The following is a 13,822-nucleotide window of genomic DNA, read 5'->3' on the forward strand; positions in this document are numbered from 1 at the left end:
CATGAACACCGGCGGGATCTGCATCGGCTGCACCATGCCCGGCTTCCCCGACGCCTTCGCACCATTCTACAAGAAACCGCCGGGGTCATTGATGTCGACCACCGCGAGCCGGGTGACCGGCAACTTCATTTCCTACCTCCGAAGATTCACGCAGGATTCGCGCAACCGCACCAATCGCTGGCGCAAGAGCGAGCAGGTGCCAAGCGGGTGGGCCAACGTTGAAGGCTCGCCGACGGTGGCGGCGCGAGCGGTCGAATTTTTCTACGAGCGACTGAAGCGGATGGGCACCGAGTTCAAGCCGGGGTCGTCGCGTCAGAAGGCGCTTCAGGCGCCGTCGCATCGTTATCTCAATACGCGCCCGACGTGGGAAGGAACCGAACCTCGCTCCGGTGCCGCGCAATCGATACCGGAGGCCGCCGAATGACAAGCAAAGGACACGCCTTATGTCACTGTGGCTGATCGGGTTCATCGCAGCGCTCATCGTGGTGCTGCTCGTCGCGGCACTGCTGATCGGTATATTGGTCGAAGCGCGCCGCATCCGGTCGCTGGCGCTTGCAGCATCGAATTTGGTCCAAGAGATCGACGCCAATACACGGATCGTCTGGGCGTTGCGCGACACCAACGCCGTCGCGGGCGCGCTGCTTGGCGGGGCTGCCGCCATCGACGCCAATGCGGCAGCGATTGTCGCCGCGGTGAGCGGCGCGCATGACGAGCAAAGCGCGGCAAGATGAAAACGGGAGAGATGATGATGGTCAGCGACCTCCTCACCGGAACCGACCCGGCAGCGAGCTGGATTTTGGCGATCGCCATATTGGTCGTCGTCTCTGCGGTCGTATGGCTGCTGCTCCACCTCGTCGCGGCCACCGCCGCCGGGATCAAGGGCGGCGCGGCGGAAGTGTGGGCCGGGGGCCAGCGCGTCGCCAACAACACGATCCATATCGCCAAGGCCTATGAAATTGCCGACGGAGTCGAAGCAATTCTCGGCCACGCCGGCAAGATCGCGGCGAGTGCCGAGGCGATCAAGGCGCATGCCGCGAGCTGTCCCGGCTGCCCCGACTGCTTCCTGGGGAAGAAGTGATGGAGACTTCGACCATCCTCATGCTCGCGACGGCGATGGCAGTGCTCGGCTTCTTCCTCGTCATCGCTTTCGCCTTGTTGCGCATCGATCCGTTGCTCGAAGCGATCGGCGGGCGCGGCGATTCCTATCTGGCCAAGCTGCGGCTCGGGTTGCGCGCGATCGAGCGCGAGACGTCGCACCTTCCGGTCGCCGTACCAAGAATCAACAACGGGCTTGGCGATCTTGCCGGCGGACTGATGACGGTGGACGCCACCTTGGGCAAGGCCTATTCTTCGCTCGTCGCCCAGGAGGGAGCGCCGCAATGACCTTGACCCCCGTCGGTGTGGCAATCTGGATCGCGCTGCTGGCCGTGATCGCCGTCGTCATCGTCCCGTTGGCAGTTGGACTGCTACGGCGTGCGCTGAAAGCCGCGCGCAACATCGAGGGCTATCTCGCCGACATGCTAACCGCGGGTGTCGGGGTGGCCGGCAATACCGCCGCGGTGCCGGCGCTCGACCAGACGATCGAGTGGGCGGTCGCGATGAAGCCGGTTGCCGACGGAATCGAAGCCAAGACCGGCGCCGTCGCGGCGCTCCTTGCCAAGCGCGCAGGAGCCTAGGATGGTCCCCGTCCTCGCGCTCATCTCGCTATTGCTCGCGCTGGTCGTCGTACTCGTCACCGCCTGGCATCTGATCGGCATCTATCTCGCCTTGCGCAATGGTCGCGTCCACCTCGCCGCCCTCGCCGGAGGGCTGACCCAGATCCGCGACGACACCGCGCCGCTCACGGCCAAGCTCGGAACGGTCAATGGCGGGTTGTCGGCGCTGGCGCCGCCGTTGCTCGCGGCCAATGCCAATCTCGCCGCAATCGTCGCGGTCGCTACCGGCAAATGACGCGCGTTTCGCGCGATGGAAGGACTTACTGAATGTGTTTTGAAAACCTCCCCATCGAATTCGACGCTGACGGCAATGCCACGCTCAAGGAAGGGGTGAAGAACCCCTATTCCTACCAGGTTTCAACCCCCGAGGAGCGCGAGCTCAAGCTGGCCGACATCGCGCGCAAGAACGGCCAGCTGGCCGACGTCGATTTCGATCCGGTGACTCGCGTCGCCGGCGCGCTCGCCTTTCATTCGAGCGTCGACCTGAAAGCCGGCAAGGTGCTCGACACCAACAGCGTCGCGACGCTGTTTCGCGGCTATGAGGTCATTCTTCGTGGCCGCGACCCGCGCGACGCGGCGTTCATCTCGTCGCGCGCCTGCGGGGTGTGCGGTGGGGTCCATTCAACCTGCTCGGCGCTGGCGATCGAAATGGCCCTTGGTATCAAGCCACCGCCGCTTGGCATCGTCATCCGCAACATGCTGCTGAGCTGCGAATATCTCTACGACAATCCACTCCATCTGTTCGTGCTGTCGGGTCCCGACTATTCGGAGACCCTGGTTAAGCAGACCAATCCCGAAATCTGGGAGACAGCGGTCACCGCGCCGACCAAGCACAAGGCGATGCACGGCTATTCGACCCTCGGCGAAATATTGACCGACCTCAATCCGCTGACCGGCAAGCTTTACCTCGAGGCGTTACAGATGACCCGCGTCGCGCGCGAGGCCTATGTCCACCTGGGCGGCAAATATCCGCATCCCGAGACCATCGTGCCGGGCGGCGTGACGACCACGCTGACGACACGGACAATGAGCGAATTCTACATCAAGATTTCGCAATTTTTCGACTATGCCAAAAAATGCATAGGCATCTGGGACGATGTGTTTGATTTCTTTTACGAATGCGACCCGCGCTACATGGATTGCGGACGGTTGCCGGCGACGATGATCGACAATGGCCAGTGGGATCATGAGAATTATTACGACGGCACCTATGAAAATTGTAACGCGTGGGGCGAGAAAAGGTGGTCGACCCCCGGAATCGTCATCGAAGGCAAGCTCGTCAGCACCCGCCTAACCGACATCAATGTCGGGCTCGAGGAGTTCGTCGAGCATAGCTACTATGAAAAATGGGACGATTATCCGTTCAAGACCGACCCGCTCGGCAACCCGCTCAGCCCCAATCACCCGTGGAACAAAACCACCATTCCGCGTCCGGGCAAGCAGAATTGGAAGGACCGTTATTCGTGGGCGACCACCCCGACCTGGGACCGGCGCACATTCGAGGCCGGGGCCTATGCGCGGCTCTATGTCTCGGCGCTGGCGCAGAAGATCCCCCACAGCGATTATTTCCAGTCGACCGGAAAGAGCCTCAAGCTCAACATTCCCAGGGGCGCCAACCTTCCCGCGATGGAAATCGAATGGCGCGTTCCGACGGTGTGGAATGCATTCGAGCGCAATCGCGCGCGGGCTTATGCGGTCGGGTTCAACCTGATGGTGACGGTCGAAAACTGGGTGCGTGCGCAGGACCTCATCAAGCGCGGCGAAACCAAAGTCGCCACACCGTTTGAAATCCCCAAGAAAGGTCATTCGATCGGGGTCGGTTTCTGGGGAGCCGGGCGCGGTTTCCTGACCCATCATTGCGAGATCAAGGACGGGCTTCTCGCCAATTACCAGATCGTTACCCCATCGACGATCAACGCTTGCCCGCGTACGCCGTGGGGCGAACCAGGTCCCTATGAACAGTCGGTGCTCAACACCAGGATCGTCGAGAGTAAATTTACTGACGAAAACAGTTTTCAAGGTATCGACATCCTTCGCGCGCTACGATCGTTCGATCCCTGCATGCCATGCACGACGCACGTCATGGTTGAAGGCACCGATCGGGTGATTACGCGCGAAGTGACAACCTGTGCGTGCGGAGTTGCTTGAGCAGTCATGGCATTGTCCGAAGATCCCGCCAAAGCGGCCGAGGTGTTGATCGGGATCGTCGGTTATTCGCCGGTGATTGATAGCTACCCGCTCGGACCAAAGCTGATGAACGGACTGAAGGCGCGGATCGAGAACCGGCATGACATCGCGGTCGAGAATATGACGTGGAGCCCGATCCACGTCGTTCAGCGCTTCCAGGACGAAGGCGCGATCCGTCCCAGGCGGGTGGTGCTGATCGGCGCGGCAGCGGTCAGTGTGGCACCCGGACAAGTTCGCGGCTTTCGCTGGGGAGGCGGAACCGTGCCCGGGGCGGCGATGCAGGAACGCATCTACGAGGCCGTGACGGGCGTCGTCGACCTTGAAAATACGCTGATCATCGGCAGTCATTTCGGCGTCTGGCCGGACGAAGTCTTTTGCGTCGAGGTTGACCTGCCCGCCGATACTTTCGGCAACATGGTCATCGCCGACAGTCTTGGCGATCAAGCACGCGTCGGCAGCGATTCCGGCTTTTCGCCATCGGCGGTGATTGCCGCGGTGGTTCAAATGGCTCTCGCTTTCGCCCTCGACGCGCCGGGCCAAACGGCGCAAACCAAGTCGGCGAGCGAGTGCGCTGGAATTCGGCCGTTCATTCGCAACTGGGTGACGATCGATGCCTGAAGTGGATGCTGTGATGGCTCAAGCGCAACAACAGACCGGCGGCGCGGACGCGCTCGAGCGCCTCAAGGAGCGCGAGGAAATTCTCCAGATCGGCTACTGGTACCAGGGTGAAGGGCTTGGCACGACGCTGACTCCGCAGGCAGTGCTGCCGTTCCTCCAGGCCGACCCGTCTCGGCTCGACGCGACGTTTGAAGCGCTGGTCGAAAGCGGCGACCTTCGCCGACTCGCGAGCGGCTATGATTTCACCTCCGGCGGCAAGCGCAAGGCGGCGCGGATGTTCACCGAAACCTTCACCGAATTTCAGCAGCCCGGCCACGGCGAATGCGTCGATGGCTGCTGCGACGGCGACGAGCCGTGCGAAACCCACGCGCACGCCGGCCACGCTCACGCGGGACATTTGCACGGCCAGCATGGCTGAAATCGATCCCCGGGCAACCTCCGACGGCGAGGCGCCGCAACCGCTCGTCGGGTTTCGCACCAACGGCGAATGGGACGCGCTGCTCGCCGAAACCAGCGCGATGATCGAGAATCTGGAGGCAATCGGCGATGCTGACCAGCGCGGCCAGATATTCGGCACGCTCGACGGCATCGACGCGATCCACCGCGAAGCGCTTCACCGCCTCGTCAGGCTGTTCAAGGAAGGCGTGCTCGAGCAAGTGGTGACCGACCCGGCGATCCGCACGCTAATGGGAATGTACGACCTGCTGCCGCCCGAACAGCCTGGGTGCGGCAAGGTGTGGGATTTCATGCCCAAACCGGGCGAACCCGAACCGTTCAGCGGCAAGCGCGCGCAAAGCGAGCCGCCGGTCGCCGCCGGCCGGCCCCCCGACCCGCCGCACTGGACCCCGGCGCCACTTGCCCGACCGCTCGAATCGGGAGCGGCCGAAGTGTGCCTATTTGACGAGGGGCCGATCCTTGTCGCCGACGTGCGCGGCGACTCCTTCGCCGCCGAGGCGCGCTGTCCTCACCATGATGCGCCGATGACCGGGGGAACGTTGTCGAGCTACAGCTGGGCCTGCCCGCTCGGCGTCGGCTGTATTTACGACATTCGCAGCGGCGCGCGGCTCGGCGGCGGCGAGCCCCTGATCTGCCTGCCGGTGCGGCGTGACGGCGACCGCCTGCTGATCGGATTCGGCGTGCCGTTCGAGCCTGATCTGCCGGCCTTCTGAGCGGGCGCGGAGCGGTGCCGATCCTCATTGTCGGTGTCGGCAACCCGTTAAAAGGGGACGACGGCTTCGGCGTCGCGGCGCTCGCTGCCTTTCGTCGCCAGCCGCTGCCCGACCATGTCCGCTGCCTCGAAACCGGGATTGGCGGGATGCATCTGGTCCAGGAATTGATGCTCGGCTACGATGCGCTGATCCTGTTCGACGCGGTTGACCGCGGCGACGCGCCTGGGCGAATCCTGGTCCTCGACCCGATATTGCCCGGGTTTGATCAACTCTCCGCCAACGAGCGTCGCGATTATTTCTGCGAGACTCATTATGCCATTCCGGTGCGCGCCTTGACGCTGGCGCGGGAAGTCGGCGTGCTTCCGGCAATCGTGCGCATCATTGGCTGCCAGGTCGCCGACGCCGACAGCTATGGGATGGGAATGGATCCCGCGGTCGAAGCCGCAATCCCCGCTGCTGTGGCCGAAGCATCGGCACTCGTGCGAAGCCTTCACGGTCAGTTCGATGGCGGTTGAACTGCGTGTCCGCGGGATGGTCCAGGGAGTGGGCTTTCGCCCGACGGTATGGCGCATCGCGAACGAGCTCAAGCTGTCGGGCGAGGTGCTCAATGACAGCGAGGGTGTCCTGATCCGCCTCGAAGGCCCGGAGGGAGACATTGCATATTTCACCCGGCGGCTGGCGGGGGAGGCGCCAAAGCTGGCGCGGATTGACGCGATCGAGACGTCGGCGCTGGGCGAAACTGTGGCATTTGATGGCTTCACCATCGCGCCGAGCCGGACCGGGAAAATGACTACCGCGATCATTCCGGACGCGGCAACTTGCGCCGAATGCCTCTCCGAAATCAACGACCCATCGCAGCGACGCTATCGCTACCCCTTCACCAACTGCACCTATTGCGGCCCGCGACTGACGATCATCGATGCCGCACCCTACGACCGCGCCAATACCGCGATGAGCGGCTTTCCGATGTGCGCCGAATGCAGCGCCGAATATGCCGACCCCGCCGACCGCCGATTCCACGCCCAGCCGATCGCCTGCTCACGCTGTGGCCCGCGGCTGTCGCTTTCGACGAGTGGCGGCCAGCCGGTTGACATGCCGCCCGGTGGGGACGCGATCAGCGTCACGGCGCGATTGATTGCCGACGGCCATATCGTCGCGATCAAGGGGCTCGGCGGGTTCCACCTCGCCTGCGACGCCACCAACCCTGACGCGGTCGCCATGCTGCGCGAGCGCAAGCGCCGTTTCGGCAAGGCATTCGCGGTGATGATGCCCGATCTCGAAACGGTGAGACGCTTTTGCGTGCTGAGCGAGATGGAAGCGCAACTGCTCCAATCGCGCGAGGCCCCGATCGTCCTGCTCGACACCGACGGCGACCCCTTCCCCGAAGCGATTGCGCCTGGCCTGTCCACGTTGGGCGTGATGCTTCCCTACACGCCGCTTCACCATCTACTGATGCAGGACCTTGGTCGACCAGCGGTGATGACCAGCGGCAATCTGTCGGACGAGCCGCAATGCACTGACGGCGAGGAGGCGCGCGCGCGGCTCGCTGGAATCGCCGACTATCTTCTCGATCATGACCGCCCGATCGTGAACCGGCTCGATGATTCGGTGGTTCGGATAATGGCGGGCGAGCCGGCGATGCTTCGCCGTGCCCGTGGCTATGCGCCGGCGCCCTTGCTGCTCCCCAAGGGCTTCGAACAAGCTTTGCCGGTGATCGCCATGGGCGGCGAATTGAAGGCAACGTTCTGCCTCGTAATGAACGGCCAGGCGATCCTCTCGCAGCATCTCGGCGACCTCGAGAATGCCCCGACCTTCGACGATTATCGTCGAACGCTCGAGCTTTATCTCGGGCTCTACGATCACCGCCCGTCGGTCTGCGCGGTAGACCGCCATCCCGATTATCTGTCGCGCAAGCTTGGCGAGACGATTGCCGAGACGAACGGGATCGAACTCGTCGGAGTCCAGCATCACCATGCCCATATCGCCGCCTGCCTCGCTGACAACGGAGTGCCGCTGGGCGCGCCGCCGCTCCTGGGAGTCGCGCTGGACGGTCTCGGCTTCGGCGATGACGGCACGATCTGGGGCGGCGAGTTTCTGGTAGCCGACTACCGCAGCTATCGGCGGATCGGCTCGCTCAGACCGGTCGCAATGCCAGGCGGCGCGCAGGCAGTGCGCGAACCGTGGCGCAACACGCTGGCGCACATCCTGGCGATCATGAGCTGGGAAGAGTTTCAAGCAAACTTCGCCGGGACGGCACTGCACGGCTATCTCGTGACCAAGCCCGTGCGCGTCGTTGCGAGCATGATCGCGACGGGAATCAATTCACCGCTGACATCGTCGTGCGGACGCCTGTTCGATGCGGTTGCGGGCGCGCTTGGGGTCGTGGCCGACGCGCAAAGCCATGAGGGCGAAGCACCCGAACTGCTCGAGGCGCTTGTCAATCGCGCCGAACTGGAAACGATGCCCGCCAGCGCCGCTTATGGAATCGCGGTTTTGCCCAATGGATCGGGAGTGACCTGGCTCGACCCCGCACCGATGTGGCGCGCGCTGCTCGCCGACCTCGCGGTCGGAACATCCAACGCAACAATAGCGGCGCGTTTTCACAAGGGCTTGGCCATCGCCGTCGCCGATTTCTCATTTCAGCTCATGCGCGACCATGACGCCGGGAACGCCGTCGCATTATCTGGCGGAAGTTTCCAGAACAGGATAGTCTTGGAGGAAATCAAACGCCGGCTGGAAGCGGGCGGAGTGCGGGTGCTCGTCCATTCGGCGGTTCCCGCCAACGATGGTGGGCTCGCACTCGGGCAGGCGGTGGTTGCATCCGCGCGCAGCCTTGCCGGCGACGATGCGGTTCAAGGAGACGGATGATGTGCCTCGGGGTGCCCGGTCAAATTGTCGAGATCGTCGATCCCGAGCTGTTGATCGCCGTTGCGGACGTCGCGGGCGTGCGGCGCAAGGTCAACATCACCTGCATCGTCACCGACGAGCATCCGGCCGCGGCCTGCATCGGCGATTGGGTGCTCATCCATGTCGGCTTTGCGATGGCGCGGATCGACGAGGCCGAAGCCGCCGAGACGATGAAGGTGCTGACCGCGATGGGCGAGCTCCAGGCCGAGCTCGCAGCGATGCAGCATTCGGGAGAGACGGCATGAAGTATGCCCATGAATTTCGCGATCCGGTTCTCGCTCAAGGCCTGCTTGGCCAAATTCGCGAGGCGGTGGCGCGAACCTCGGCGACCGTCGAGCGCCCGCTCAATATCATGGAGGTCTGCGGCGGCCATACCCACGCCATCTTCCGTTACGGGCTGCACGAGATGGTGCCCAAGGACATCGAGTTCATCCACGGCCCCGGCTGCCCGGTGTGCGTCCTGCCGATGGGCCGGGTCGACGATTGCATCGAGATCGCCGAGCATCCGCAAGTGATCTTCGCTACCTTCGGCGATGCGATGCGCGTTCCGGGAACGAAAAAGAGCATGCTCCAGGCCAAGGCCGAGGGCGCCGATATTCGCCTGGTCTATTCGCCGCTCGACGCGCTCGCCATCGCGCGCTGCAATCCGGACCGGGAGGTAGTGTTCTTCGCCTTGGGCTTTGAGACGACGATGCCCTCGACCGCGCTGACCGTCCTCCAGGCGGCCACGGAGGGGATCAGCAACTTCTCGCTTTTCTGCAATCACATCACCGTTCCGCAGCCGATCAAGGCCTTGCTCGATGATCCCGACATGCGGCTCGACGGCTTTGTTGGCCCCGGTCATGTCAGCATGGTTGTCGGAACCCGCCCCTATGACTTCATCGCGCGCGATTATGGCAAGCCGATCGTGGTGTCGGGGTTCGAACCGATCGACCTTCTGCAATCGGTGCTGATGGTCGTCACCCAAATTGCCGAAGGCCGCGCCGAGGTCGAGAACCAATATGGCCGCATCGTCTCGCGCGACGGCAATCCCCAGGCACTGGCGGCGATCGGCGCGGTGTTCGAACCGCGCGAGAAATTCGAATGGCGCGGGCTCGGCGAAATCGACGCCTCTGGGGTCAAGATGCGTCCCGCCTTCGCCGCATGGGACGCCGAGCGAAAATTCGACGTCGGCTATGGCAAGCGCCGCGAAGTGGCCGACCCGCTCGATGCGCGCTGTGGCGACGTGCTAAAGGGACAGATCAAGCCCATCGCCTGTCCACTGTTTGGATCAATCTGCAATCCTGAAACCCCGGTCGGTGCGCTGATGGTTTCTTCCGAAGGAGCTTGCGCCGCTTATCACCAATACGTCGGCGCCCGTGCCCGCGAGGCACAGGTGGTTTGACGACGGTTGCAATGCCTTTCCGTCGGTCGGGACGGCTCAAGGCGAAGACGATCACTCTTGCCCACGGTGGCGGCGGCAAGGCGATGCGCGACCTGATCGACGATGTGTTCATTGCCGCGTTCGACAATCCCGCGATGGGCGAAATGGAGGATCAGGCGCGCCTAGACGTAAGCGATCGAATGGCCGGTGGTGGGAGGCTCGCCTTCACCACTGACAGTTTTGTCGTCGATCCGCTCGTCTTTCCTGGCGGCGACATCGGTAAGCTCGCAGTGTGGGGAACGGTTAATGATCTGGCGGTCGGCGGCGCTACGCCGCTGTGGCTCTCGGCTGCGTTTATTATCGAGGAAGGCGTCGAGGTCGAGTTTCTGCGGACGATTGCGGCGTCGATGCGCGCCGCGGCCGATTCGGCCGACGTGGCGATCGTCACCGGCGACACGAAGGTGGTCGAGCGCGGCAGTGCCGACAAGCTGTTCATCACCACTGCCGGGATCGGAATCATTCCGCCCGGCCTCGACCTGTCGGCGCGTCACATCCGGCCCGGCGACCTAGTGCTGGTCAACGCCAGCCTCGGCGAGCACGGCGCCGCGATCCTCGCCGCGCGCGGCGAGATCGAGCTCGAGATGGCAGTGACCAGCGACTGCCGGCCGCTCAATAGGTTGGTCGACGCGCTACTTGCCGCCGCGCCGGCCACGCGTGCGATGCGCGACGCGACCCGCGGCGGAATTGCTGCGGTGCTTAACGAGATGGCCGTTGCGGGGGGGGTCGGCATCGTCCTTGAGGAAGCCGCACTGCCCATGCGGGCCGATGTCGGCGGCTTTTGCGAAATTCTAGGCCTCGACCCGCTCTATCTTGCCAACGAGGGCGTGCTGGTCGCGTTCGTGCCCGAGGAACAGGCGGGTCGGGCAATCGACGCGATGCGCTGCCACCCCTTCGGCGAGGCGGCGGCGATAATAGGATCGGCCACGGAAGCCCGGCCCGGCGTGGTAGTGATGAACACCACGTTTGGCGGAACGCGAATTGTCGACATGCTAATCGGAGAACAGTTGCCGCGAATATGCTGATTCAGGTCCGAATTTCTTCGCCAGGGCGAAGATTGCGAAAGCGCACGGCGTGGACGATCGCCGCAAGCAGGCAGAGCAACGCAGTGATCAGCGAGAGATAGGCACCCGGCAGTATCTCGACCTGAGTCGTCGGGCCGAACGGGGGAGTCAGGATGCGAAACCAGATGCGAACGCTGGCGATTGCCGCCAGCGCCGCGATCAGCCCGCCGAGCGCGAACGGTTCGAGCGGCGCCCGGCGCCGCGACGCCGCCCGGACCAGAAGGAGGATCACGATGGCCGTGACGAAGATCCAACTGGCGGTGTGCGGCATCGGCAGCCAGCCGCTCCAGGTTGTTTCGGTGCCGCTACGTCCAATCGTTCTAAAGAAGCTGAAGAAGGTAAAACCGAACACCAATTGGCCGACCGCGCCGAGGGCAGCGAGACTGAGCCAGGGCGTAAGCCCGGTTTGAATCGGCGCGACCCACGAAACGGCGTTGGTCTGTTTCGCAGAGCGTGACTGGCTGTGCAGCAAGCCGCCCAGCGCTACGGATAAACAGCCCGCTAATGCCACCCACGCTCCGGGTAGTATCTGTGCCGGCTCAGCCTGTGATGGAAGGCACCAGAAGAGGCAGGAATTGCCAAGGATAGTGACGTGATCCGGGACTTCACCGCCGAAGGGCGGCGCAATCATTCGGTAGGATAGTTGCAGCGCCGCGATCACGCCGGCGGCGCTCGCCAATAGCCCGGTGCTGGAGCCGGTAAGGGGGCTGCGGCGGGTCGCGGCCAATCCGACCGCGATAGCGGCCACGACGGCGCAAAAGAGGATTAGTTCGGCAGTTGTGGGAAGCCCCATCCACGCGCTCTGCGGCTCTCCCCGATAGGAAAAATAATTTGTGATCAGCGAGCTGAGTTGGAGCGCGACCCCCGCCAATACGAGCCACAACCCAATCGTGATGTTTCGCATTTTCCGTCCCCCATCATTCTCTCGATCGAACGATAGTCCATTTTTCAAAAGCTGCATCCTCATATCGCTTCGCCATGAGTTCACGCCCAACCCCGGAGCGATGAAGTGGCGCGAATGTGCGAGCTGTGGTAGGTATGCCAACTTGAGGGTGAGGATCATACAATGCCCGACTTTCTCGACTTGCTGACGACCAGACTCCTTTCGAGCGTGCTGCGGGCCTGCGAGGAAATGGCACTACCTGGCGCCAAGCCCCCGACCGTTCCCGTCGATGTTGGATCGACGGTTCAGGGTGCTCTTCCCGCGCCAAGTGAGATACTTCCGCTGGCCATCGTCTTGCTACTGTTTGTCGGAACTGCGGTATGGATCGGATTACGCGGAAGCGAACCTAAAGCCAGGCAGGCTAGTGGACGGTCGGCGGACGGTTCGCATAGCGAGGCCTTTGGCTGATCGGGCTCATCCGAATTCACGTCAACGCGCGCCCGAACTGGCGCCCAAAGTTAGGACGATAGCACCAGCGTCATCCCCCATTTGGCGCTCGTCTGCCGTGGGTCGAAAGCGGACATCAGCGATAACGGAATTTATGTGAAATGGGTACTCGGCAGCTAAGCCTCAAAAAAAACGCCGAACGCCGACGGTCGGCTTTTGTCCGCGATCAGCACGAATCATGGGAGTACCAACACGTGGCCGCTCTGCGATACTGATTCGATCGCAGGCCTTCAAATCGACGCATCTCCGCTAGCCAAGGGGTCGTCCTTTGCTATGTTGTGACATGCCCAGAACGATAGATGATGCATTCCGCCTTTTACGCACAAATCTTGAGATCACAGGCCTTCAGGAGAAAACGGTCTCGACGCGTCAGACGGCAATTCGCTCCGTCCTCGAAAAGGATTTCGTCGTGCTCGATTCCTTTCTGACTGGGTCCTACCGTCGCAGCACCATGATATCGCCCTTGAAAGCGGCCGATGTCGACATCTTCGTTGTTCTCGATCCCAGGCACTATGCGGCGCAAGGGCAAGCCAACCTATTGAGCGCCGTTCGCAAGTCACTACTCAAAACCTATACCAGGACGCCGATGATTCGCCCCGACGGTCATGCCGTCACGATCACGTTTACCGATTTTAAGGTCGACGTCGTTCCGGGTTTCTATCGCACGGGCGGAGGATATCTGATTCCTGACACCGGCGGGCCGCGTTGGATTTCAACCGACCCTAAGCGGCATGTCGAGATCTGGAGCGAGGCGAACAAGTTTAAGGCGAGCGTCGCCCCGCAAAGACTGATTCTTTTTACAACGAAAAGCCGTCAGTCAGCTTATGATTTCAGCTTCATGGCTGACGACGTTCTCCTCTTCGGGAAGGAAAGCGCAGGTGTGCCCGCCGCGATTGCCACAGCTTGCGATGCAAAGGTACGGCTACCAATGCAGTCGCAGGTGCGCTCGATGAACGTTGCAACTGCAGCGGCGCTCGCATTAGGCGAAGCCATGCGGCAGACCGCTTCTTTGCCCAGTTAAGGCAGCACGAACACGGACGCGGAACCTGGCTACGAAACGCCTGGCTCCACTAGCCATGTCCCGCGAATTAGACGTACCGCCAACGGCCAATATGGCGCGTCGCGAACTCATGACATGTCCGTGTTTATGTCATGAGCCTTACTGAACGAACTGCCGCCTTCGGGGACATTTTCAAATCTTCGAAAGACCATTAAGGGCGAAAGTCAGCTATCCAGGAGCGCCCTGGCTGTTCTCACGATTGAAGCGACCGCTGCGACCGACTTTTCTAGCTTGCCAATCCGGTGGTGGAGACTCCCGGTCAGTGAGTCACGCAGCAGCGCGGTCACTGAGG

General features: G+C 62.6%; 17 protein-coding genes. 16 read left to right on the top strand and 1 reads right to left on the bottom strand.

Going from position 1 to position 13,822, the window contains the following annotated elements; all coding sequences use genetic code 11:
- From H0W65_RS08290 to hypE, 15 genes are all read left to right on the top strand, one after another.
- Positions 1-424 (top strand): hypothetical protein (locus H0W65_RS08290; RefSeq protein WP_294006327.1); only part of this gene is annotated, 424 nt, incomplete at its 5' end.
- Between the two features lie 19 nt (positions 425-443).
- Complete coding sequence (locus H0W65_RS08295; protein WP_294006331.1) at positions 444-731, top strand: hypothetical protein; 288 nt, start codon at positions 444-446, stop codon at positions 729-731.
- Complete coding sequence (locus H0W65_RS08300) at positions 728-1,078, top strand: hypothetical protein (RefSeq protein WP_294006334.1); 351 nt, start codon at positions 728-730, stop codon at positions 1,076-1,078. Before H0W65_RS08295 ends, H0W65_RS08300 begins: the two co-directional genes overlap by 4 nt.
- A complete protein-coding gene (locus H0W65_RS08305) occupies positions 1,078-1,383 on the top strand; it encodes a hypothetical protein (RefSeq protein ID WP_294006337.1) in 306 nt (101 codons plus the stop codon). The genes H0W65_RS08300 and H0W65_RS08305 overlap by 1 nt, the downstream gene beginning before the upstream one ends.
- Positions 1,380-1,676 carry a hypothetical protein gene (locus tag H0W65_RS08310; RefSeq protein WP_294006340.1) on the top strand — a complete coding sequence of 99 codons (297 nt, stop codon included), beginning with the start codon at positions 1,380-1,382 and terminating at the stop codon, positions 1,674-1,676. The genes H0W65_RS08305 and H0W65_RS08310 overlap by 4 nt, the downstream gene beginning before the upstream one ends.
- Before the next feature lies 1 nt (position 1,677).
- Entirely contained in the window at positions 1,678-1,950 is a 273-nt protein-coding gene (locus H0W65_RS08315) for a hypothetical protein (RefSeq protein ID WP_294006343.1), read from the top strand.
- Between the two features lie 32 nt (positions 1,951-1,982).
- Entirely contained in the window at positions 1,983-3,863 is a 1,881-nt protein-coding gene (locus H0W65_RS08320; RefSeq protein ID WP_294006345.1) for a nickel-dependent hydrogenase large subunit, read from the top strand.
- Between the two features lie 6 nt (positions 3,864-3,869).
- The gene (locus tag H0W65_RS08325) at positions 3,870-4,520 is read left to right on the top strand and encodes a hypothetical protein (protein ID WP_294006348.1); all 651 of its coding nucleotides are present in this window, start codon (positions 3,870-3,872) and stop codon (positions 4,518-4,520) included.
- 13 nt (positions 4,521-4,533) lie between these two features.
- Positions 4,534-4,938, top strand: a complete 405-nt coding sequence (locus H0W65_RS08330; RefSeq protein ID WP_294006351.1) for a hypothetical protein — start codon at positions 4,534-4,536, stop codon at positions 4,936-4,938.
- On the top strand, positions 4,931-5,689 hold the full coding sequence (locus tag H0W65_RS08335; protein ID WP_294006354.1) for a Rieske 2Fe-2S domain-containing protein: 759 nt from the start codon (positions 4,931-4,933) through the stop codon (positions 5,687-5,689). Before H0W65_RS08330 ends, H0W65_RS08335 begins: the two co-directional genes overlap by 8 nt.
- A gap of 14 nt (positions 5,690-5,703) precedes the next feature.
- Positions 5,704-6,204 (top strand): hydrogenase maturation protease, encoded by a 501-nt coding sequence (locus H0W65_RS08340; protein WP_294006357.1) that lies wholly within the window; start codon positions 5,704-5,706, stop codon positions 6,202-6,204.
- Complete coding sequence (hypF, locus tag H0W65_RS08345) at positions 6,194-8,557, top strand: carbamoyltransferase HypF (RefSeq protein ID WP_294006360.1); 2,364 nt, start codon at positions 6,194-6,196, stop codon at positions 8,555-8,557. Before H0W65_RS08340 ends, hypF begins: the two co-directional genes overlap by 11 nt.
- Positions 8,554-8,841, top strand: coding sequence for a HypC/HybG/HupF family hydrogenase formation chaperone (locus H0W65_RS08350; RefSeq protein ID WP_294006363.1), 288 nt, complete (start codon positions 8,554-8,556; stop codon positions 8,839-8,841). Before hypF ends, H0W65_RS08350 begins: the two co-directional genes overlap by 4 nt.
- Positions 8,838-9,980 carry a hydrogenase formation protein HypD gene (gene hypD / locus H0W65_RS08355; protein ID WP_294006366.1) on the top strand — a complete coding sequence of 381 codons (1,143 nt, stop codon included), beginning with the start codon at positions 8,838-8,840 and terminating at the stop codon, positions 9,978-9,980. Before H0W65_RS08350 ends, hypD begins: the two co-directional genes overlap by 4 nt.
- A gap of 11 nt (positions 9,981-9,991) precedes the next feature.
- Entirely contained in the window at positions 9,992-11,041 is a 1,050-nt protein-coding gene (gene hypE, locus H0W65_RS08360; RefSeq protein WP_294006368.1) for a hydrogenase expression/formation protein HypE, read from the top strand.
- Between the two features lies 1 nt (position 11,042).
- On the opposite strand, the gene H0W65_RS08365 is transcribed toward hypE, so the two are convergent.
- On the bottom strand, positions 11,043-11,984 hold the full coding sequence (locus H0W65_RS08365; protein WP_294006370.1) for a hypothetical protein: 942 nt from the start codon (positions 11,982-11,984) through the stop codon (positions 11,043-11,045).
- 769 nt (positions 11,985-12,753) lie between these two features.
- Between H0W65_RS08365 and H0W65_RS08370 the strand changes: the two genes are divergently transcribed.
- Positions 12,754-13,491, top strand: a complete 738-nt coding sequence (locus tag H0W65_RS08370; RefSeq protein ID WP_294006373.1) for a TrmH family RNA methyltransferase — start codon at positions 12,754-12,756, stop codon at positions 13,489-13,491.
- Positions 13,492-13,822 lie beyond the last annotated feature (331 nt).

Origin of the sequence: Sphingomonas sp., assembly GCF_013816785.1 — a bacterium.
Lineage (GTDB): Bacteria > Pseudomonadota > Alphaproteobacteria > Sphingomonadales > Sphingomonadaceae > Sphingomicrobium.